Genomic DNA, 21543 nt, shown 5'->3' with positions numbered 1-21543 from the left:
CGGCTGACGCCGGCACCGGCCAAAAATGGCGCCATCGTGGCCTTCCAAAAGCGTCGCGCGCTCTGTGCGCTTGCGTTGTCCAAGCTGCTCGCCGCAGGGAGCATCCTGCTCGCCGCAGGTGGCTGCTCGTTCCTCTACCCGGAGCTCGCGACCCGGCTCCACGAGCCCCCTCCAGGGCAGGAGCTGCATCCTCCGCCGCCTGAGGACGTGCGGTGGCTCCGGATCGTCCAGGCCAGGATTCCAGAGCGCACGCGGGACGGTCGAGCCTGGGATCCAGAGGCGGGCGGCCTCCCCGACCCCTATGTCCGCGTCCTGCTCAACGGCGAGGAGATCTTTCGGACCAAGGTGCAAGCGGACACCCTGGACCCGACGTGGCCCGGCGGTCCCAGCGGAAATTTCCATATCTCGCCCGAGGATCGGCTCCGCGTGGAGGTCTGGGAGTCGGACGCGCTCTTCGACACGCCGATCGGGGTGCGCGACATCGGCCGGCCGACCGATGCGCAGCGCGCCGCCGCGGAGATCGAGGTCGAGCTCGACGGGGGCGGCTGGCTCACGCTGGCGTTCGAGCCGGCCCACGCCAAGCTCGGCCTCGGCTTCTGGTACGAGCTGCACTCGGGCTCCGCGTTCATCTCGCGGACCGTGGAGGGGGGGCCCGCCGAGCGCGCCGGGCTCCGCAAGGGCGACGAGGTGCTCGAGATCGCGGGGCGGCCCGTGCGGCGCCTGTCGGTCGCCGCGATCCGGGGCGTGTTCGACGCCGCGCCGCGCGCCGGGCTCGTGCTCCTGGTCAAGCACACAACAGGCGCGACCGAGCGGCTCAGGGTCCACGAGGGGCCCATCTATCCCCTGTTCGATCGCTTCTCTGCCGGCGAGTAAAGGAGCCAGCGCACCGTGAAGATCCCGCCGTTCGGGCTCACCACCCGGGAGATCCGCGAAGAGCTCGCCCCCCTGCGGAATGACTTCTCGATCGCCGTCTGCCGCGCGAAGAACCCGTTCAACATCGGCGCCATCATCCGCGTCGCGCACTCCTTCCTGGTGCGGGAGATCTTCCTGATCGGGACCGAGCCCTATTACGAGCGCGCCTCGATGGGCATGCAGAAGTACGAGACCCTCGTCGAGTGCCCCGACGAGGCGACCTTCCTCGAGGCGGCGCGCGGCCGCCCCCTCATCGGCGTCGAGCGCGATCACGCGCGGCGGACCCTCTGGGAGGCGCCGTTGCCCCACGGGCTCGTCTTCCTCTTCGGCAGCGAGGACGACGGGCTGCCGCCGGTGCTGCTCGACGCGTGCGAGGACGTGATCGCGATCCCCATGTACGGGATCAACCACTCGTACCCGGTGGCGATCGCCGCAGGCATGACCCTGTGCGAGTGGGCGCGGCGGCGCGACCCGCGCGGCGGCGTGAGCCGCGCCGGCGGCTGAGCCGCGCCGGGCGGCTGAGCCGCGGGTGGCTGAGCCGCGGGTGGCTGAGCCGCGCCGCCGCGCGGTGTCCGCGCGGGGCGAGGGGCCGCTACTCGCGGAAGCGCTCGAAGACGAGGAGCTCGCCCAGGAGGTCGTGATCGAGCGTCCCGGCGGGGCGCATCCCGAGCTTCTCGATCACCCGGAGCGACGCGCGGTGCCAGGCCGGCGTGGTGGCGATCACGCGCCTCACGCTCGCCTGCTGCAGCGTCCAGCGCAGGACGGCGCGCGACCCCTCGGTCGCGTAGCCCTGTCCCTGGGACCTGCCCTCGACGCCGTAGCCGATCTCCACCGTGCCGGTCGCGTCGGGCCGGCCGTTCAGCACCACGCTGCCCACGACGACGCGCTCTTCTTGCCCGCGCGTCACCATCAGCCGCGTGCCCCACAGGAAGGCGTCCGGATCCTCGCGCAGCCGGTCGAGGGGTGAGCTGAAGGCGCGCTCGACGAGCGCGCGCCCGGGCCAGGCGTCGGGGAAGCGCGCCCCCGAGATCGCCTCAGCCTCGAGGCGATCTCCGCGGATGACCGCCTCGAGCAGGGGCAGCGAGACCGGGGTCAGATCTAGGCGCTCGGTAGTCAGGGTGCTCATCGCGAACCTGCGCGGATCAGATCACGCGTCGCGGCCTGCCGGAAGTCGAAATGGCGAAGGGCCGACTTCCCCAGGAGGAAGCCGGCCCTCGCCCGCGGGGCTAGCTGCCCGCGCCGCGATCAGAAGTCGTGGCCGTGGCCCGCGTGGGCCCCGCCGGCCGCCGCCTTCTCGTCCTTCGGCCGCTCGGCGATGAGCGCCTCCGTGGTGAGCATCAGGCTGGCGACGCTGGCCGCGTTCTGGAGCGCCGACCGGACGACCTTGACCGGATCGATGACGCCCATCTCGAGCAGGTTGCCGTAGGTGCCCGACGCCGCGTTGTAGCCGAACGAGTCCTTGCCCTCGCGCACCTTCTGCACGACGATCGAGCCCTCCTCGCCGGCGTTGGCCGAGATCTGGCGGAGGGGCTCCTCGATGGCGCGGCGGATGATGTTCACGCCGAACCGCTGCTCGTCGTTGACCTGGATCTTCTCGAGCGAGCTCTGCGCGCGGATGAGCGCGACGCCGCCGCCCGGGACGATGCCCTCCTCGACGGCCGCGCGGGTCGCGTGGAGCGCGTCCTCGACGCGGGCCTTCTTCTCCTTCATCTCGGTCTCGGTCGCAGCGCCGACCTTGACCACCGCGACGCCGCCCACGAGCTTCGCGAGCCGCTCCTGGAGCTTCTCGCGGTCGTAGTCGCTCGTGGTGTTCTCGATCTGGGCGCGGATCTCCTGCTGCCGGGCCTTGATCTTGTCCTTCTTGCCCTGGCCGCCGACGATCGTGGTGTTGTCCTTGTCGATGATGACCGTCTTGGCGCGGCCGAGATCGCTGATCGTGACGTTCTCGAGCTTGAGGCCGAGCTCCTCCGCGATCACCTGACCGTCCGTCAGGGTCGCGATGTCCTTCAGCATCTCCTTGCGGCGATCGCCGAAGCCCGGCGCCTTCACGGCCGCGCAGTGCAGCGTGCCGCGGAGCTTGTTCACGACGAGGGTCGCGAGCGCCTCGCCCTCGACGTCCTCGGCGATGATGAGGAGCTGCTTCTGGCTCTTGGCGATCGCCTCGAGCACGGGGAGCAGGTCCTTCATGTTGGAGATCTTCTTCTCCGAGATGAGGATGTAGGCGTCCTCGAGGTTCGCCTTCATGGCCTCGGGGTCGGTCACGAAGTACGGCGAGAGGTAGCCGCGGTCGAACTGCATGCCCTCGACCACGTCGAGCGTCGTGTCGGCGCTCTTGGCCTCCTCGACCGTGATCACGCCCTCCTTGCCGACCTTCTCCATGGCGTCGGCGAGGAGCTTGCCGATCGTCTCGTCGCCGTTCGCGCTGATCGTGCCGACCTGGGCGATCTCCTTCGCGTCCCTCGTCTGCTTGGCCGTGCTGTGGAGGTGCGCCACGATCGCCTCGACCGCCTTGTCGATGCCGCGCTTGATCTCCATCGGGTTGTGGCCGGCCGCGACGAGCTTGGAGCCCTCGCGGTAGATCGCCTGGGCGAGCACGGTCGCGGTGGTCGTCCCGTCGCCGGCGATGTCGCTCGTCTTCGAGGCGACCTCGCGGACCATCTGGGCGCCCATGTTCTCGAAGCGGTTCTCGAGCTCGATCTCCTTGGCGACCGTGACGCCGTCCTTGGTGACCGTCGGCGAGCCGAAGCTCTTCTCGATGACGACGTTGCGCCCCTTCGGGCCGAGGGTGACCTTGACCGCGTCGGCGAGGGCGTTGACGCCCGCGAGGATCATGCTGCGGGCGGACTCGTTGTAGATGATTTCTTTGGCTGCCATGGTGTCTCTCCTAAGTTCCTGCTGTCGCCCGCGTCACTTCTCGATCACGCCGAGGATGTCGTCCTCGCGGAGGATGAGGTGCTCCTCGCCGTCGATCTTCACCTCGGTGCCCGAGTACTTGCCGAAGAGGATGCGATCACCCTCCTTGACGTCGAGCTTCCGCACGGTACCGTCCTCGCCGACCTTGCCGTTGCCGACGGCGATGACCGTGCCCTCGATCGGCTTCTCCTTCGCCGTGTCCGGGATGTAGAGACCCCCTTTGGTCTTCTCTTCTTCCTTCACGCGCTGAACGATCACGCGGTCCTGGAGCGGTCGAATCTTCATCTTGCGAATCCTCCGGGGACGAGCGGCCGCGTCCCTCGAGACGGCAGGACCCAGACAGCCCGCCTGAGCTGCCGCAAGGTCCCATACGATTGCAGTCTGGGCACTTTGCTAGCACTCACCTCAGGAGAGTGCTAGCGAGCGCGCGGAAGATAGCCACCCTCTCCGGGGTGTCAAGCGCGGGCCAGTCCGGCACTTTTCGGGCTAGCAGCCAGGCGCCGGGGTGGCTGTAAACCCTGAAGATCCCAAGGAAAGGTCCGGGGCGTGAGGCTGGGCTCGCTCAGGGCCATCGGCTAAAGTGAGCCTATGAGGGCGGAAATGCGGCAGCAGCGTGACGCGACGCCCTCACGGTCTCCAGCCCGATGGAGGCCGACAGGACGTGTCTGGTTGGCCTGAGCGCGCGGTGGCCCGGGTTACGTCGGTATCCAGGGCGCCCGCGCAGGTGAGGTGCCCCCGTGAGCCAAGCGATCTCTGTGTCCCCGAGCATGACCCGCTACTTTCGAGAGGTTGTGGACGAGGCGCTCCGAGTTCGGAACGTCGCCGCGACCGAGGCGGCGTCGAGTTACCTGGTCGGTCTGCTTTGTGCTTTCGCTCACCCGGACGAGCACGCCGAGTCAGCCTTCAACCAGCCCCTGACCTTTCTCCTGCGCGATGCCCTGGAGGCCTCCGGAGCCGAGCGCTTCCGCCGGCTGCGCAACCTCGGCGACGGCGTTCTCTACGTGGTCGGCTTCTTCGGCGGCCACATAGAGCTCAAGGGCGTCGATCGCGGCTATGTGGTCGGGGTCGGGTCGACCGCCTACCACCATGCCGCCGCTATGCTGCGCCTCAACGCGCGCGTCGGCCAGGGCCCGGATGTTCTTTCGGAGATGGCCGAGAAGTTCGAGCGCTTCGTGAGCGTCTTGAACGATGTGGCCGACGGTACGCTCGCGTCCGGTGCTCGGGACGAGCGCTCGGTGCTCCGGCTGTACGAGCGCTGGGTCCGCACCGGCTCCAGCCGCCTCGCCGAGGAGCTCGGGGCGCGTGGGATCGTGCCGGGCCGTGGCACGGGCGGGCTCAACTGATGCCGGGCGCGACCTTCCCCGGTCGGATCCAGCAGCACCTCGCGCGCACCTACGCGCTCGACGACGCGCCCGCCGTCGACGATTTCATCCGGCCCACGGACGGCAGCGCGCGCGAAGCGCTGCTGATCCGGCACGCGGACGGGGACATCGAGGTGGCGCTGCACCTGCCTCGCCGCGCGATCACGCGGGGACGAGAGGGGACGTTCGACGAGATCTGCCAGATCGTCGAGGGGGTGAGCCACTTCATCTATGTGGCCGAGCGGGCGCGCAGGGAGCTCCCGACGACCCAGCTCGAGCTCGAGCTCCAGGCCGAGGTGGACAAGTACGTGCTGCTCGTCCACGGCGGTCTGGCCGAGGAGGTGGAGCCTCCGGGCCCGCCGCTCCGGCGCCGCCGCGAGGTCGCTCCACCGGGGCCCGCGTGCTTCGAGCCCGAGCGCGCCGCGCGGATCCGCGCCCACCTGTTCGAGCGCGTCACGTTCATGGATCCCCCGGGCACGGAGACCGGCGATCGCTACCGGATCGCGAACGATCTGGCGGCGCGGTTCGCGGGCCGGCTGGAGGCCGAGTTTGCCCGCCGCGGCCGGCACGCCGAGCTGTTCGCCGCGCTCCGACGCTTCTACGCGGCGGGGCAGACGGAAAAGATAGCCCTCGCGCGAGCCGCTTGATCGCGTCCTCGCCGGCGCTCGGGGTCGTCCTTGGGGGACGCCTCCGAGCGCCCGTCGCGGCCGCGGGCTCGTTCTCTCTTGACCGGTTCGCGCGCACGTACTCTCATCCGCATCCAAGATGCCTTCCGCGAGCATGATGCCGCCCCGTGTGCTGGTGGCCGAAGACGAACCGGCGATGTTGAGCCTCGTTGCGCGTCACCTGAGGAACCTGGGTTTCTCGGTGATCGAGGCCTCCGAGGGCGATTCGGCCTGGGACCTCGCGCGCGAGCACCAGCCGGACCTGGTGATCCTCGACGTGATGATGCCCGGCATGAGCGGCTGGGAAATCTGCAAGCGGCTGAAGAGCGACACGTCCGACGGCCGGCCGTTCGCGAGCACCGGCGTCATCATGCTCACCGGGATCGGCGAGAACCTGAACGAGATGACGTCGCCGCTCTTCGCCGCGGACGCCTGGTTGAACAAGCCGTTCGACTTCGCGGATCTCGATGCGCGGGTGCGCGAGACGCTCGCGCGTTACGCGAAGCAGCTGCCCGAAGCGAACGGCTGCAAGGTCCAGCCGAGCGCAGCAGGCGAGGAGCGCGAGGCGGAGGCGCCGCGCGCGCAGCAACCGTCCGCAGTGCGCGCGACCGGGGCGAAGCAGCCGGCGGCGAAGAAGCCGGCGTCCAAGAAGGCGGCGGCGAAGAAGCCGGCGTCCAAGAAGGCCGCGGCGAAGAGGCCGGCGGCGAAGAAGGCCGCGGCGAAGAGGCCGGCGGCGAAGAAGGCGGCGGCGAAGAAGCCGGCGTCCAAGAAGGCCGCGGCGAAGAAGCCGGCGGCGAAGAGGCCGGCCGCGAGGCAAGCGGCGTCCAAGAAGGCCGCGGCGAAGAAGCCGGCCGCGAGGCAAGCGGCGTCCAAGAAGGCCGCGGCGAAGAAGCCGGCCGCGGCGAAGAAGACAGCCGCCACGAAGGCGGCACCCAAGAAGAAGAAGACGGCGAAGTAAGCCACCCTGGGGCCCGCGCCGCGCGCGCGCCCGGTCACGTCATTCCCAATAGAACGCACGCGTTTGCCTGCTGGCGCCTGGGCGCAGGGGATCCATCCGGTCGGAAATCGGAGGGAGAGCCCTCACGCACTCTCCGGAGCGCGATCGATGCCGGAAGTCCGCTGAGCGCAGAGGCTGCCCTGCGCGGGAATGATCGGGGTTCGCCGCGCGTCATGCTCTTCACGCGTCGCGCGCAGCCTCCCAGGAACTTTCGGGCGCATGACCCGTCAGCGGGTACAATGCTGCGACGTTTCCTCCTCGAGGGCCCCCGCGGGGGGCGCCCGGAGCGCTGAGCACCGTGAGCGACTCTCGCACGAAGCATCTCGACCGCATCCGCAGCGCCGCGCTCGCCGTCGAGCTGAGGCTCCGGTTCGGGCGCGCGCTGCGCGCTCTGCCGACCGCGCTGACCCTCGCGCTCGCGCTCGCAGCCGGGACGCTCGCGGTCCACAAGGCGCTCCCCGCGCACCTGAGCGAGCCGCGCGCGCGGCAGATCCTGCTCGGCGCGGGGTTGCTCGTGCTGGTCGCCCTCGCGCTGGCGATGCTGCGCCGCCTGCCTCCCCGCGCCGGCACGATCGCCCTCGACCGGCACCACGGTCTCCACGACCGGCTGACCAACGCCCTCGCCTTCGAGACGCTGCCCGCGGCGCAGCGGACCCCCTTGATGGAGGCGGCGATCGACGACGCCTGCGAGCACGCGGCAACGCTGCGCCCCGCTGGCGCCGCGCCGCTCGCGTTCCCGCGCGAGCTCTGGACCTCGGCCGCGGTGGGCCTCGGCGTGCTGGCGGTGGCGCTGCTCGAGGTGCGCACCCCGCGGAAGCAAGCGCCTGTCGCGCAGACCATCGACGCGCTCGCGATGTCGCCCGACGACCTCGAGCTCTTCAAGGACGCGGCGAAGGCGCTCGACCGGCAGGACCAGAGCCCGGAAATGAAGTCCGCGGTCGAGCGGTTCAACCAGCTCATCGAGGACATCGCCAACAAGCGCCTCGATCGGACCGAGGCGTTCCGCCGCATGGAGGCGCTCGAGCGCGAGCTCCTCAAGGGCGCCGAGGCCGACCTGAAGGCGCTCGAAGAGGCGCTGAAGGAGACCGGGATCGATCTCAAAAAGAGCGACCTGGCGAAGGGCGTGGGGGAGTCCCTCGAGAAGAAGGACCTCGAGAAGGCGAAGAAGGACCTGAAGGAGCTCGCCGAGAAGCTCCGCGACAAGAAGCAGAAGTTCAACAAGGCCGAGATCGAGCGGCTGCGCAAGGCGCTCGCCGAGGCGGCCTCGCGCCGCAAGGAGGCCCTCGCCGCGATCAACGAGAAGCGGGCCGAGGTGCGCGAGCAGCTCCTCAAGCAGAAGCAGAAGGCCTCCGCGAACGAGCAGCAGAAGTCCGAAGAGGAGCGGCTGCTCAAGAAGAAGGAGCGCGAGCTGGAGCGGCTCGACCGCGAGGCCGAGCAGAAGGAGCGGACCGGGCGCCAGCTCGACCGGCTCGACCGGGAGCTCGCCAAGGCCGCCGAGGATCTGATGCGCGATCTCGGGATGTCAGCGGACGATCTCGAGCAGGCCGCCGAGGACATCAACCGGATGCAGCAGGAGGAGATGTCCGAGCAGGAGAAGGAAGAGCTGCGCCAGCGGCTCGAAGAGCTCCGGGAGCTCGTGCGCCAGCAAGGGCAGGGCGGCAAGCAGCGGATGGCGAGGATGCTCCGCTTCGGCAAGCGCGCGCGCGGCAACCAGGGCAGCGGCGAGGAGCAGCAGGGGCAGGGCCAGCAGGGGCAGGGCAACGGCGAGCAGGAAGGCCAGGACGGTCAGCAAGGCCAGGGCGGTCAGGGCAAGGGCGGTCAGGGCAAGGGTCAGGAGCTGGTGATCGGGCCCGGCGGCAAGAAGATCCTGATGCCCGGCGGGCAGGGGCAGGGACAGGACGGGCAGGGGAGCGGCCAGGGCAACAGCAACGGGGGCAATCAGCCCGGGGGCGACGGCGCCGGCTCCAGCCGCGGCGGCGAGGTCGCGGGCAAGCGCACGGACCCGAAGATGGGGACCCAGGACGTCCAGGCGCAGGGGCTCGACACGCAGCAGGGGCCGTCGAACAGCGAAGTGATCCTCAGCGCCGCCGAGCGGGGCTTCAAGGGGACCGGCTACAAGAAGGTCTTCACGGACTATCACACGGTCGCGGAGCAGCAGATCAACAAGGACCAGATCCCTGATGGATACCGGTTCTACGTGAACCGGTATTTCCAGCTCATCAGGCCGCGCGAGTGAGTCGAGCCGGCGGCTCGAGCGCGACCGCGCCTCTCTAGACTAGCGGCGCTCCGCGACAGCGGGCGCGAAGCAGGAAGCTATGGCCGAGAAGACGAAGGAAGCAGCGCGGGCCGAGGTGGACGAGTTCCGCGCGAGCATCGGAGGGCTGCGCGAGGAGGTGGGGAAGGTCATCGTCGGCAACCGCGAGGTGGTCGATGGGGTGCTCACGTGCATGCTCGCAGGCTCGCACGCGCTGCTCGAGGGCGTACCGGGGCTCGGCAAGACGATGCTCGTCCGCACCATGGCCGAGGCGCTCGAGCTCCAGTTCTCACGCATCCAGTTCACGCCCGACATGATGCCCGCCGACATCATCGGCACCACGGTCATCGATGAGAGCGCGGGCGGGCAGCGGTCGTTCTCGTTCCGCAAGGGGCCGATCTTCGCGAACATCGTCCTCGCCGACGAGATCAACCGGGCGACGCCGAAGACGCAGAGCGCGCTCCTCGAGGCCATGCAGGAGCACCGGGTCACGGTCTCGCGGCAGAGCTACACGCTGGAGGAGCCGTTCTTCGTCCTGGCGACGCAGAACCCCCTCGAGAGCGAGGGGACGTACCCGCTGCCCGAGGCGCAGCTCGATCGGTTCTTCTTCAAGCTGCACGTGCCGTTCCCGAGCCGCGACGAGCTGAACTCGATCCTCGAGCGGACCACCGGGACCGACGCGGTCGCGGTGCGCCCGGTCCTCGACAGGGAGCGGATTGTCGCGATGCAGCGGCTCGTCCGCGAGGTGCCCGTGGCGAAGCACGTGCAGGACTACGCGGTGCGGCTCCTGCAGGCCACCCACCCCACCGAGGGAGACAGCCTCGACGAGGTGAAGCGGTTCGTGAAGTTCGGCGCGTCGCCGCGAGGGGCGCAGGCGCTCCTGCTCGCCGCGAAGATCCGGGCGCTCTTCGAGGGGCGGTTCGCGGCGTCGGTCGACGACGTGCGCGCGTGCGCGCTGCCCGCGCTGCGCCATCGCGTGCTCCTCAACTTCGAGGGAGAGGCCGAGGGCGTGAAGACCGACCAGGTGCTGCAGGCGATCCTCAAGCACTTGCCGGAGAGCAAATGAGGCGCCGCCTAGGGTAGCATGGGGCTCTTCGACGCGTTCAAGAGGGCCGCCGCGCCGCTGCGCCGGCTCTCCGCGCTCTCCGCCGGCGCCCCCGACGAGGAGCTCTTCGACGACGAGTTCCAGCGCAAGCTCGACTACCTCGCCATGGTGAGCCGTCGCGTCTTTTCGGGAGCGATGCGCGCGGAGCGGCGGACAAAGAAGACCGGCTCCGGGGTCGAGTTCGCCGATCACCGGGACTACGCCCCCGGCGACGATTTCCGGTACCTCGACTGGGCCGCGTACCAGCGCTTCGACCGGCTCCTCATCCGGCTCTACGAGGAGGAGGAAGATCTCTCGATCTACTTCATCCTCGACACGTCGGCGTCGATGGCGTTCGGCGACGGCGCGAAGCTGCGGCACGCGAAGCGCCTCTGCGCGGCGCTCGCGTACGTGGGGCTCGCCAACCTCGACCGCATCGCGATCGTCACCGCGACCGACGAGATCAGCGGGCGCATGCAGTCGACCCGCGGCAAGGCGCGCATCTTCAGGATCTTCCGCTTCCTCGGGCAGGCGCGCACAGGCGGCGCGACCGATCTGGGGGAGGCGATGAAGACCTTCGTGGCGCAGCACAAGCGGCGCGGGCTCGCCGTCATCCTCAGCGACCTCTACGATCCGGTGGGCTTCGAGCGCGGCATCAACGTGCTCCGCTACAACCGGTTCGAGCCGTTCGTGCTCCACATCGTCGACCCGGGCGAGGCTCGGCCCGCGCTGCGCGGCGACGTGCGCGTCTACGACTGCGAGACCGGCGACGAGCGCGAGGTCACGGTGACCGCGAAGGTGCTCGATCGCTACGCCGAGGCGTACGACCAGTACCTCGACGAGATCCGCCGCTTCTGCACGTCGCGGCAGGTGAGCTACTTCCGCGCCGACGTGTCCGTCCCCTTTGACGAGCTGATCCTGCGCGTGTTCCGCAGAGGCGGCTTCCTCCGGTAGCGATGCTGCACTTCACCGGCGTCCCGCTGCAGACTCTGCTCCAGATCGGCGCCCTCGCGGGCGCGGTGGTCGTCGTCTTCTACATCCTGAAGCTGCGCCGGCGGCCCGTCGCGGTCCCCTTCTCGAAGATCTGGGAGCGCGTCCTCCGGGACAAGGAGGCGACGAGCCTGTTCTCGCAGCTGAAGCGGCTCCTCTCGCTCCTGCTGCAGCTCGCGCTCCTCGCGCTGCTCCTGCTCGCGCTCGGGGATCCTCGCCCGCAGGCGAACCTCGTCGAGGGGCGCAACATCGTCGTCCTCGTCGACGCGAGCGCGAGCATGCAGGCCGTCGACGTCGCGCCCTCGCGCATCGAGCTCGCGAAGGAAGAGGTCAGGAAGATGGTCCGTGGCCTGTCCGGCAGCGACCGCATGCTGCTGGCCCAGATGGACGCGGCCGTCACGCCGCTGTCCACGCTCACCGGCGAGATCGCCGATCTCGAGGCCGCCGTCGCGGCGGTGAAGCCGACCGACGCCACGGCCGATTTTGCGCGCGCGCTCCGCTTCGCGGGCGATACCCTGAGCGGGCTCCCGTCGCCGGAGGTCATCGTCGTGAGCGACGGCGCGCTCGGCGAACCGGCCGACGCCGGCGGGCCGGTGCACCTCGGCGACATCAAGCTCTCGTTCTTGCCCATCGGTACGGGCCAGAGGAACGCCGCCATCACCGAGTTCTCGGTGCGGCGCTACCCGCTCGACAAGAGCCGCTACGAGGTGATGCTCGAGGTCACGAACACGAGCGACGAGCCGCTCGATCTCGAGCTGTCGCTGCTCGGCGACGGCCAGCTCACGGATCTGACGCGCCTCCGGCTCAAGCCCAAGGAGAAGCTGCCCCGCTTTTACCCGAACCTCTCCGGCGCATCGAAGACGCTCGAGGCGAAGCTCGCGCTGGCCGACGGCAGCTCCGATGACCTCCCGGCGGACAACCGCGCGTACGCGCTCCTCCCCGAGCGGCGCCGCGCGCGCGTCCAGGTCGTCTCCGCGGGGAACATGTTCCTCGAGGCGGCGCTGCTCCTCGACGAGTACCTCGACGTGACGTACGTCGAGCCGCAGCGTTACCCGACGGCGTCGTCGTTCGACGTGACCATCTTCGACGGCGTGGCGCCGAGCGTCGCGCCGGGGAGCGGGAGCCTGCTCTACCTCAACCCGACCGGGACCACCCTCCCGTTCGAGGTAGGCAAGGAGATCCTGGACGACGATCCGAACTACCGTCTGGGGTTCGACGAGCTCGACGCGAAGCACCCGCTCCTGCGCTACACGGCGCTCAGCGACGTGAACATCGCGCGCGCCCACGTGCTCAAGGGCAACAAGGAAGACAGGGTCGTCGGCCGGAGCTACAAGGGCCCGCTGCTCATCGAGGGGCGGCGCGGCGGCGTCAAATTCGTCGCGCTCGGCTTCGACGTCCGCGAGAGCGATTTCCCCCTCCGCATCGCCTGGCCGCTCTTCCTGCTCAACGCGATCAACGACTTCGTCGAGGAGGACACGAGCTACATCTCCTCGTTCCGCACGGGCGCGGTCTGGCACATCCCGGCGTCCTCGTCCGCGGAGTCGGCCAGCCTGGAGCTGCCCGACGGGACGAAGCGGGCGGTCCCGATCCAGGACGGGCGCGCCGTCTTCCTCGGGCAGCACGCCGGCTTCTATACGCTGCGCGTCGGCGCCGCCGGCGCGCAGGAGGAGAGCATGTTCGCCGCGAACCTCTCCGCGCCGCAGGAGAGCGCGATCGCACCCGCCGCCGAGCTCAAGGTCGACGGACGCGGCGCGGGCGCGGTGAGCGAGTTCAAGATCGGCGTTCGCCGTGAGCTCTGGGTCTACCTGCTCGCGGCGGTGCTCCTCGTGACCGCGATCGAGTGGTTCACGTACCACAGGAGGGTGACGGTGTGAGCGCGTTCAGTGGCCGCAAGTTCCGCGTCGTCGCGTGGGCCATCACCTGCGCCGCCCTCGGTGGGATCCTGTTCTGGGCGTACCGGAAGTACGTCATCTTGCATCCGGATCCGACGCTCACGTGGGTGCGCGAGGGGGTGAAGTACGAGCTCCTCAACCCGAAGATGCTCGGCGCGCTCCTGCTCGCCCCCTGGTTCGTGGGCGTCCTCGCGGGATCGCTCGCCGACCTTCCCCTCCCGCAGCGCGTGCTCTCCGTGCTGCTGAGGATCGCCTTCGTCGCGCTCATCGCGCTCGGGCTGTCGCGGCTCGCGAGGACCGCGACCACGGAGAAGGTCGCCACCATCTATCTCATCGACGTCTCGGAGTCCGTCACCGACGAGTCGCTCGGCGACGCGCGCGCGGCGCTCGACAAGGCGTTCGCCGAGAAGCCGGAGGACGGCGTGATCAAGGTGATCACGTTCGCGCGACGGCCGCGGCTCGTCGAGCACGCCGCCGGCGAGGCGGCCGGCCGCGACGCGGAGCGGCGCGCGCCGGCCATCGGCCGCCACCTCGACGAGAAAGGACAGCGCGGCGATCTCGGCGCCGGCTCGAACCTCCAGGCGGCGCTCCAGCTCGCCTACGGGCTGTACCCGCCCGGCTACCTCAAGCGCGCCGTGCTGATGTCGGACGGCGTCCAGACCGACGGCGACGTGCTGGCCGAGGCCAACCGGGCGCGCGATTTCGGGGTACGGCTGTTCGCCATCCCATACCGGCGACCCGCGCCGCCCGAGGTCGCGGTGCGCGAGCTCAGGATGCCGGACCGCGTCAAGGTCGGCGAGACGTTCGAGATCCACGCGGACATCTATGCCAGCCGCGCCACCAGGGCCCGCGTGCGGCTGTTCCAGGGGGAGGCGTTGAACGGCCTCGAGGGCATCCGGGATCTCGAGCTCAAGGCGGGGCCGAACGACGTCGTGTTCAAGAGCGTCGTGCGCATCGCGGGGCAGGTGACCTACGCGCTCGAGCTCGACCAGATCGCCGACGACAAGTTCAAGGAGAACAACCGGTACGCGACCACCATCGACGTGCCCGGGCGCCCGTCGGTGCTCTACATCGAGGGGACGCCGCAGCACGCCGGCCCGCTCTCGAGCGCGCTCACCGCGCAGCAGCTCGACGTCGACGTCAGGCCGCCGGCCGGCTTCCCCGGCTCCCTCAAGGAGATGGAGCGCTACGATTTCCTGATCGTGTCCGATACCCCGAAGGAAGCGCTCAGCCTGCAGGGGCAGGAGATCATCGAGAGCTACGTGCGCGATCTCGGCGGGGGGTTCCTCTTCGCCGGCGGCGAGTCAGGGTACGGCCTCGGCGGCTGGTACCGCACCACCATCGAGCGGATCCTGCCGGTGCGGATGGACAACGAGCGGAAGAAGGACATGCCGAGCGTCGCGATGGCGCTCGTCATGGATCGCTCGGGGTCGATGACCGGGCTGCCCCTCGAGATGGCCAAGGCCGCAGCGAAGGCGACCGCCGGGGTCCTGTCGTCCGACGACCTGATCGAGGTCATCGCGTTCGACTCGGCGCCGACCCGGTACGTGAAGATGCAGCCCGCGCGCAACCGCTCGCGGATCGCCGGCGAGATCGCGCGCATCCAGCCGGGCGGCGGGACCGAGATCTTCAGCGCGCTCGACGCCGCCTACCAGGACATGACCGTGACCCAGGCGCGCAAGAAGCACGTCATCCTCCTCACCGACGGCAAGGCGTCGACGGGCGGCATCCGCGACCTCGTGTCCGCGATGATCGCGGAGTCGATCACGGTGACCACCGTGGGGCTGGGGAACGACCTCGACGAGCAGCTGCTCAAGATGATCGCCGACGTGGGCGGAGGGCGCTTCCACGCGGTCCCCGATCCGAACAACCTGCCGCGGATCTTCACCAAGGAGACCGAGATGGTCGCGCGCGCCGCCGCCGTCGAGGAGTGGTTTCCGGTCACGCAGGTCGGCGACGCGGCGTTCCTCCGCGGCATCGACATCCGCACGGCGCCGAACCTGCACGGTTACGTCTCGACCAAGCTGAAGCCGTCGCCGGCCCAGGAGCTGCTCACGAGCGACACCGAGGAGCCGATCCTCGCGCGCTGGCGGGTCGGCCTCGGGTGGACGCTGGCCTGGACGAGCGACGTCAAGGCGCGCTGGGCCGTGGAGTGGCTGAGGTGGCCGGGCTTCGAGAAGTTCTGGGGGCAGCTCATCCATGAGCACATGCGCCAGAAGCACCGGCGCGAGCTCGACATGAAGGCCGAGATCGTGGACGGAGAGCTGCGCGCGTCCGTGGACGCGTTCGGGGCAGACGACCGGTTCGAGAACAACCTGACCTCCCGGCTCAGCATCATCGGGCCCGAGCCGGGCGGGACGACGCGGGTTGTCGACATGCGTCAGACCGCGCCGGGCCGGTACGAGACGGCGCTCGCGCTGGATCGGTACGGCTCCTTCCTGCTGCGGGCGGAGCACCTTCGCGAGGCCGAGGACGGCTCGCTCCGGCCCGTCGCCGTCAGCTACGGCCACGTCTCGAACCCGTACCCCCGCGAGTACGCGAGCTTCGAACCCGAGCTCGCGACCCTCGAGAAGGCCGCGACGTCGACCGGCGGCGCGGTCGATCCGAACGGCGTGGCGGCCATCTTCGACCCGGCCGGGGAGAAGGTGACCTTCCACGAGGAGCTCTGGCAGCGGTTCATCTATGCCGCCATGCTCGTCTTCCTGCTCGATCTGTTCGTCCGGCGGGTGCGGCTCTTCGACCGGAAGTTCGTCGCGCGCCGCGGCCGCGGGGTAGGAGGCCGGAGCCTCCCCGCCGTATGACGGCCCGCGGCACAACCGAGCCCCTATGATCGCAGATCCCCCGTTTCGCGCCGCCGTCACGCCCAGCATCGGCGAGCATCCATCAGGTTGCCCCCGACTCCGCTGCATGGATCGCTGTGCTCCAGACCGCTGGCCCGCACCATTTCGCGACGCGGAGGGGCTGTCTTGGGCTAGTTTCCCCTTATAGACCGGTGGTAGAGGAGCCCTGGAAAGCAGCGAAGGACGTGAACGCGCTCGAGGCCTCCACCTCTCGGCCTCCGGTAGGTCGTCCGCTCATTATCAGCGGCGATCCGCTCGCCTCGCTCCGCGGCCGGGGCGCCTCGGTCTCCTCCAACACCGCCCTCGGCCGGCTGCTCCGCGAGTCGCCTCGGACGATCGCGGAGCTCCACGAGCAGGAGATCGCGCTGGGGATCGACGTGATCCGGGCCCTCACGTCCGCGACGACGACGCGTGCCCTGGCGCCCATCGGCATGGGGTTCCGAGCCGCCGCGCTGACCGGAACCGCGGTCGAGCTCGCGGCGGAGGCGGCAGGCGCGGCCGCACGCCGCGTGGCGGTGGCCGGTATCCTGGGCCACACTGCCGCCGCGCCCATGGCCGACCGGATTGCGGAAGATTACGCGGTCCATGCGGCCAGGCTGGCCGCTGCCGGCTGCGAGATCCTCGTCGCCTGCGGCTTCGATCCCGTCCAGGCGGCGTGCGTCTCCCCCGCGGTCGCGCGGCTCGCGCGCCGCGCGGCGGTGGTCAGCGCCAGCACGACGCAGCTGGCGACGTGGGCGCTCGTGGAGCTCGACGGGGCCGGACGTACCGTCGACGGCGAGGGCTTCGAGGAGGTCGCCCGGGGGGCGCTCGACAGCGGCGCGGACGCGCTGCTCTTCGAGATCGCGTCGGTCGACCTCGGGCTCAACATCCTCCGGCGCCTCGAGGGCGTCGCCCACGAGGCCCAGGTCGGCGTGCTGCTCGGCGTCGAGCCCGCGCACGGAGAGGGGGCCGAACGCCTCTCGCCCGCCGAGGCGTGCGACGCCTGGGCCGCGTCCGCGGTGCGGCTCATCGAGGCCGGCGCGCGAATGCTCGGGGGAGGGACGGGGACAACGCTGGCGCACGTCGGTGCGCTCGCGAAGATGCTCCGTACGACGCAGCGCGCGCCCCTGCTTAGGCGCGCGCTCTAGGCGAGAACGAAATAAACCGGAAACGTGATGATGGCCGATGCAAGCCACGCGAGCGAGTCGATGTCTCAACCGTTGAAGACGTTCGACGATCTGCTGTTTCCCTTCCACGAAGCGGTGAAGCCCGAGTCGCTCCACCGGATCGGCGCCGAGGCGGAGAAGTTCGGGGTCGATGCAAGGACGGGCGCCGCCCTCCCCTACGAGGGTGAGCGGAGCATCCTCTCCGTGCTCCAGGCGCTCGTCGAGCGGCACGGCTGGACGCCCGAGCACGAGACCCCCGGCGGTCCGCTGATCGCGCTCGCCCGGGCCGGCGCCTCGGTGACCCTCGAGCCGGGCGGGCAGCTCGAGCTGTCCGGGGCGCCCCTCGAGAACATCCACCAGATCTGTATGGAGATGAGCGGGCACCTCGCGGAGCTGCGCGACATTTCCGCCGAGCTCAGCTTCGCGTGGCTCGGCATCGGGTTCCACCCGTTCGCGTCGCAAGCCGAGCTCTCCTGGGTGCCCAAGTCGCGCTACGCGATCATGCGGCGCTACCTGCCGACGCGCGGCGCGCACGGCCTCGACATGATGCGCCGCACCGCCACGGTGCAGGCGAATTTCGACTACGCCAGCGAGGAGGCGGCGATGCGCGCGCTCCGCGTGTCGCTCCGGCTCTCCCCGCTGGTGACGGCCATCTTCGCGAACTCGCCGTTCTACGAGGGCGCGCTGTTCGGCGGGCGGAGCTACCGCGCCAAGGTCTGGCTCGACGTCGACCCGTCGCGGCAGGGGCTGCTCCGCAACGTGCTCGAGCGCGGCCGCCGCTTCTCGGATTACGTCGCGTGGGCGGTCGACGCGCCGATGTTCCTCATCAAGCGCGACGGCGAGGTGATCGAGAACACGGGGCAGACGTTCCGTGAGTTCCTGGAGCACGGCCGCGAGGGGCACCGGGCCACCCGCGCCGACTGGGAGATGCACCTCAACACCCTCTTCCCGGAGGTCCGGTTGAAGCGGACCATCGAGGTCCGCGGCGCGGACTCGCTGCCGGGCAACCTGGTCTGCGCGCTCCCGGCGCTGTGGGCGGGGATCCTGTACGACGCGCGCGCGCTCGACGAGGCCGACGCCCTGTCCGAGAGCTTCAGGTTCGACGAGCTCGAAGCTGTGCGCCCGATGATCGCCGAGCGCGCGCTCCGCGCTACGTTCCGCGGCAAGCCGCTCGCGGCGCTGGCCGAGCAGCTCGTGTCGATCGCCTCGGGCGGCCTCGAGCGGCGCGCGCGCCTGAGCAAGAGCGGCAAGGACGAGCGCGTCCACCTCGAGCGGCTCAGCGCGCTCATCGCCAAGGGCCAGTCCCCGGCCGATGCTCTCGTCGATGGACTCAGCAACGACGACCCGGACCTGCGAAGCAAGATCCTCGATCGTGCGCGGATTTAAGCGCGGCTCGTCGCCGAGGCGCGGGGGGGCAGGCGCGCCCGCGGGAGGACGTCGACCGGCATGACGTTTGTCTATCTCCTGGGCACCGCGCTCCTGGTGCTCCTCAACGCGTTCTTCGTCGCCTCCGAGTTCGCCATCGTCAAGATGCGGCCGACGCGGCTGGAGCAGCTCGTGCGCGAGGGGGATGCGCGCGCGCGGCTCGCGCTGCAGATGTCGCAGCGGCTCGACGAGTACCTCTCGGCCAACCAGCTGGGCATCACGCTCGCGTCCCTCGGGCTCGGCTGGATCGGCGAGCCCGCCATCGCCCACCTGATCGAGCCGATGCTCGCGCCGCTCGGCGCGTGGTCTGGGGTCGGCGCGCACGCCCTCGCCGTGGGCATCGCGTTCATCGTGATCATGGCGCTCCACACGGTGATCGGCGAGCTCGCGCCGAAGTCGCTCGCCATCCAGCGGACGGAGAAGGTCACGCTCTGGGCGGCGCGGCCGCTGCACGTGTTCTTCGTCCTGATGTGGCCGGTGATCTGGGTGCTCAACTCGATGGCGAACGGGTTCGTCCGGCTCTTCGGGCTCCGGCCGGTGGGCGAGGCCGAGATCGCGCACACCTCGGAGGAGCTCCGGCTGCTCCTGACCAAGAGCCCCGCGGGGCTCGATCCGGCGCTGCGCAGCATGCTCGTGCGCATCTTCGACCTGCGCCGGCGCACGGCGAGGCACGTGATGTCGCTCCGCTCCGACGCGGCGATCCTGCGCGCGAACATGACGATCGAGGAGGCGGTGCGGATCGTGGCGGACGCCGGGTACTCCCGGTACCCGGTGCTCGATGAGCAGGGCAAGAACGTGCTCGGCTACCTGCACCTCCGCGATCTGTTCGACGTCCTGAGCCACCGACGCCGCGCGGCGCGCGTGGCCGAGCTGCTCCGCAAGCCGATCTTCGCGCGCGAGAACACCTCGGTCGAGCGCCTCCGCCTCGAGATGCAGGCGCGCCAGGTGCCGGTGGCGATCATCACCTCGGCCTCGGGCGAGTTCATCGGGCTCGTCACGATGGAGGACCTCATCGAGGAGATCGTCGGCGAGATCCGCGATGAGAACGACGAGGAGGTGCCGCCCATCCACCGCCGCGGCGGCGGCATCGTCGACGTCGACGGCCGCGTGCTGCTCGCGGACCTGGAGCGCGACGCCCATATCGTGCTGCTGCCCGAGGTGAAGACCGTCGAGACGGTCGGCGGCTATATGCTCGGCCGGCTCGAGCACCCACCGGAGGCCGGGGAGCGCGTCGAGTGCGAGGGCTACACGCTGGTGGCCATGGACGTGGCTGGCCGGAGGGTGCGCCGCGTCCGCATCGTCCCGACCGACGCGACCGGGGGCGAGCGGTCGTGACGAGCGCGTCCCCCCGCGCCGCAGAGCCGCGCGCCGGCGCCGTCCGTCGGGGGCGCCGCCCCGGAGGAAGGTGCGCGGCTGGACGCGCATCCCGGAATTGGTCGGTCCCGATGCGAACTGCACGCGGATCCCGGTACAAACTTCGGCGAACCGGTACTACGCTGGCTTCGTAAGTGGAAACGCTTGCAACTCGGATCTTGCGCGATGGCCCGTTGAACGAGCTCGACGCCGTCGGCTGGGCCATCCGCCTCGCGAAGAGGATCGAGGCGCTGCACGCCCTCGGCGTTGCGCACGGGGCCATCTCGCCCGAGTGCGTGCTCACGACCGCGGTCGACCGCACCTCGAAGGCCATCCTGGCCGATCTGCGCCAGACGCCGAGCCGCGCCGCCTACCAGTCGCCCGAGCGCATCGCGGGCGGGACGCTCTCGCCCGGCGACGACGTGTGGGCCATCGCGGCGACGCTCTACGAGGTGCTGACCGGAACGAGCGCCTTCGGCGGCGGGAGCGACGCCGAGACGCGGCAACGGATCGGGAGCTCCTCGCCGGCGCCGCTCGCGGTCTTCGACGTTGGCGACGACGATCTCCAGCGGGTCCTCGACGACGCGTTCCAGCGCGATCGCTCCGTCCGCACGACGAACGCCGCCGCCTTCCGGCGCGCCCTCGAGGAATGGCACCCCGACCCCGCGGTGCGCACGCTGCTCCCGCTCGACGACGAGGACGCGACGAACGACGACGACGACGACGAGGTGCGGACGCTGATGCGCGTCGCGCCGCTGAGCTCGAGCCAGCTCGACGCGATCATCGCGGAGCGCGCGGCGGCAGCGGCCGCAGGGCAGCCGCCGCCGCAACTTCCGCCTGAGCGCCTGCAGCCTCCAGCGGCGTACCACGGCGCGTCGCCGCCGAGGCTGGGTGCCGTCCCCGTCCCCAGGGCGCCCGTGGCCGCGCCTGCAACGCCAGCCGCTCCGGCGACGCGAGGCCGCGTTCCGGCCGCGCGAGGGCGGCTCCCGGGCGTCGGGGCGGTCCCGCTGATCCAGTCGTTCGGCGATGAGCGCGAAGGCGAGAAGCCGATGACGCTCACGCGGGAGGGGTCGCCCCTGGACCTCCGCGGAGCGGCGGGGCCGGCGGCCGCAGCGCCGCCGCCCTTCGGAGGAACGCCCTCCGTCGCGCACCGCGTGAGCAGCGCCGGGCGGCCCGGAGCGAGCGCGGGGTTGCCGGCCGGAGGTCCTCGCGAGCCGTCGGCGCTCGGGGTGCCGGCCCCGGCGTTCGTCGGGCGCGAGCGTCCGGGCGCGGAGCACGGCGCGCTGGCGAGGCCGCATCCGCAGCGCAACGACGACATGCCCTTCCTGGGCGATCTCGACGACGACATCCACGACGAGCTCACGCTGGATGCGCCCACGGTCGTCGACGACGAGGACGACGAGGACGACGTCCCCACGCGGATGCGGGAGGCATCCCAGGCCACGTCCGACGCGCCCCTTCAGGTCATGGCGGCAGCGCCGGTCAGCACGCCGCAGGCGCTCGCCGACGCGGCGACGGAAGGCCGCCCCGCTGGAGCGCCGGTCGATCGCGCGCCGGGGGTGCTCCCGGCCCCTGCGTCCGGGAGCCCCGACGCCGCGAGCGGCGGGCTCCCCGGGCCGCGCGTCGCTGCCGTCGGCGCGATCAGCCCGCCACAGCCAGCGTCGCCGCCCCCGCAGGACGCCCTCGCCGCGCAGCCGAGCGCGGCGCCGGCG

The 21543-nt window shown here is 70.6% G+C and carries 16 protein-coding genes; 13 read left to right on the top strand and 3 right to left on the bottom strand.

What is annotated here, in order from left to right; genetic code table 11:
- The first annotated feature begins 75 nt into the window (after positions 1-75).
- A complete protein-coding gene (locus WMF17_RS30350; protein WP_437596668.1) occupies positions 76-873 on the top strand; it encodes a PDZ domain-containing protein in 798 nt (265 codons plus the stop codon).
- A gap of 15 nt (positions 874-888) precedes the next feature.
- Positions 889-1416 carry a TrmH family RNA methyltransferase gene (locus tag WMF17_RS30345; protein ID WP_437596667.1) on the top strand — a complete coding sequence of 176 codons (528 nt, stop codon included), beginning with the start codon at positions 889-891 and terminating at the stop codon, positions 1414-1416.
- 88 nt (positions 1417-1504) lie between these two features.
- Here the strand turns inward: WMF17_RS30345 and WMF17_RS30340 are convergent, their stop codons facing one another.
- The 3 genes from WMF17_RS30340 to groES all read right to left on the bottom strand — a co-directional run bounded on the left by WMF17_RS30340 (position 1505) and on the right by groES (position 4110).
- The gene (locus WMF17_RS30340; protein WP_437478779.1) at positions 1505-2038 is read right to left on the bottom strand and encodes a GNAT family N-acetyltransferase; all 534 of its coding nucleotides are present in this window, start codon (positions 2036-2038) and stop codon (positions 1505-1507) included.
- Positions 2039-2157: 119 nt separating this feature from the next.
- The gene (gene groL, locus WMF17_RS30335) at positions 2158-3786 is read right to left on the bottom strand and encodes a chaperonin GroEL (protein ID WP_437596666.1); all 1629 of its coding nucleotides are present in this window, start codon (positions 3784-3786) and stop codon (positions 2158-2160) included.
- 33 nt (positions 3787-3819) lie between these two features.
- A complete protein-coding gene (gene groES / locus WMF17_RS30330; RefSeq protein WP_437478775.1) occupies positions 3820-4110 on the bottom strand; it encodes a co-chaperone GroES in 291 nt (96 codons plus the stop codon).
- 506 nt (positions 4111-4616) lie between these two features.
- Here groES and WMF17_RS30325 point away from each other — a divergent pair.
- The 11 genes from WMF17_RS30325 to WMF17_RS30275 all read left to right on the top strand — a co-directional run bounded on the left by WMF17_RS30325 (position 4617) and on the right by WMF17_RS30275 (position 19813).
- Positions 4617-5168 carry a hypothetical protein gene (locus WMF17_RS30325; protein ID WP_437596665.1) on the top strand — a complete coding sequence of 184 codons (552 nt, stop codon included), beginning with the start codon at positions 4617-4619 and terminating at the stop codon, positions 5166-5168.
- Positions 5168-5833, top strand: a complete 666-nt coding sequence (locus WMF17_RS30320; RefSeq protein WP_437596664.1) for a hypothetical protein — start codon at positions 5168-5170, stop codon at positions 5831-5833. The genes WMF17_RS30325 and WMF17_RS30320 overlap by 1 nt, the downstream gene beginning before the upstream one ends.
- 118 nt (positions 5834-5951) lie before the next feature.
- Entirely contained in the window at positions 5952-6809 is an 858-nt protein-coding gene (locus tag WMF17_RS30315) for a response regulator transcription factor (protein ID WP_437644420.1), read from the top strand.
- A 337-nt stretch (positions 6810-7146) separates the two neighbouring features.
- Positions 7147-9084, top strand: a complete 1938-nt coding sequence (locus tag WMF17_RS30310) for a hypothetical protein (RefSeq protein WP_437596662.1) — start codon at positions 7147-7149, stop codon at positions 9082-9084.
- A gap of 79 nt (positions 9085-9163) precedes the next feature.
- Complete coding sequence (locus tag WMF17_RS30305; RefSeq protein WP_437596661.1) at positions 9164-10168, top strand: AAA family ATPase; 1005 nt, start codon at positions 9164-9166, stop codon at positions 10166-10168.
- A gap of 18 nt (positions 10169-10186) precedes the next feature.
- On the top strand, positions 10187-11140 hold the full coding sequence (locus WMF17_RS30300) for a DUF58 domain-containing protein (RefSeq protein ID WP_437596660.1): 954 nt from the start codon (positions 10187-10189) through the stop codon (positions 11138-11140).
- A gap of 2 nt (positions 11141-11142) precedes the next feature.
- Positions 11143-13050, top strand: a complete 1908-nt coding sequence (locus WMF17_RS30295) for a vWA domain-containing protein (protein WP_437596659.1) — start codon at positions 11143-11145, stop codon at positions 13048-13050.
- Positions 13047-15869, top strand: a complete 2823-nt coding sequence (locus WMF17_RS30290) for a VWA domain-containing protein (protein WP_437596658.1) — start codon at positions 13047-13049, stop codon at positions 15867-15869. The genes WMF17_RS30295 and WMF17_RS30290 overlap by 4 nt, the downstream gene beginning before the upstream one ends.
- A 224-nt stretch (positions 15870-16093) precedes the next feature.
- Positions 16094-17035, top strand: a complete 942-nt coding sequence (locus WMF17_RS30285) for a homocysteine S-methyltransferase family protein (protein ID WP_437644418.1) — start codon at positions 16094-16096, stop codon at positions 17033-17035.
- Positions 17036-17095: 60 nt separating this feature from the next.
- Positions 17096-18439: a glutamate--cysteine ligase gene (locus WMF17_RS30280; protein ID WP_437596656.1), complete on the top strand. Its 1344-nt coding sequence runs from the start codon at positions 17096-17098 to the stop codon at positions 18437-18439.
- A gap of 60 nt (positions 18440-18499) precedes the next feature.
- Positions 18500-19813: a hemolysin family protein gene (locus tag WMF17_RS30275; RefSeq protein ID WP_437596655.1), complete on the top strand. Its 1314-nt coding sequence runs from the start codon at positions 18500-18502 to the stop codon at positions 19811-19813.
- Positions 19814-21543 lie beyond the last annotated feature (1730 nt).

This window comes from Sorangium sp. So ce362, assembly GCF_051519845.1.
Lineage (GTDB): Bacteria > Myxococcota_A > Polyangia > Polyangiales > Polyangiaceae > Sorangium.
Note: the sequence above shows the minus strand (reverse complement) of the source record. Positions and strands in the feature narration are given on the sequence as shown.

Coding starts and splice junctions, on each gene's coding strand:
- WMF17_RS30340 (WP_437478779.1), bottom strand. CDS start 2,038: ATGAGCACCCTGACTACCGAGCGCCTAGATCTGACCCCGGTCTCGCTG.
- groL (WP_437596666.1), bottom strand. CDS start 3,786: ATGGCAGCCAAAGAAATCATCTACAACGAGTCCGCCCGCAGCATGATC.
- groES (WP_437478775.1), bottom strand. CDS start 4,110: ATGAAGATTCGACCGCTCCAGGACCGCGTGATCGTTCAGCGCGTGAAG.
- WMF17_RS30320 (WP_437596664.1), top strand. CDS start 5,168: ATGCCGGGCGCGACCTTCCCCGGTCGGATCCAGCAGCACCTCGCGCGC.
- WMF17_RS30315 (WP_437644420.1), top strand. CDS start 5,952: ATGCCTTCCGCGAGCATGATGCCGCCCCGTGTGCTGGTGGCCGAAGAC.
- WMF17_RS30305 (WP_437596661.1), top strand. CDS start 9,164: ATGGCCGAGAAGACGAAGGAAGCAGCGCGGGCCGAGGTGGACGAGTTC.
- WMF17_RS30300 (WP_437596660.1), top strand. CDS start 10,187: ATGGGGCTCTTCGACGCGTTCAAGAGGGCCGCCGCGCCGCTGCGCCGG.
- WMF17_RS30295 (WP_437596659.1), top strand. CDS start 11,143: ATGCTGCACTTCACCGGCGTCCCGCTGCAGACTCTGCTCCAGATCGGC.
- WMF17_RS30280 (WP_437596656.1), top strand. CDS start 17,096: ATGTCTCAACCGTTGAAGACGTTCGACGATCTGCTGTTTCCCTTCCAC.
- WMF17_RS30275 (WP_437596655.1), top strand. CDS start 18,500: ATGACGTTTGTCTATCTCCTGGGCACCGCGCTCCTGGTGCTCCTCAAC.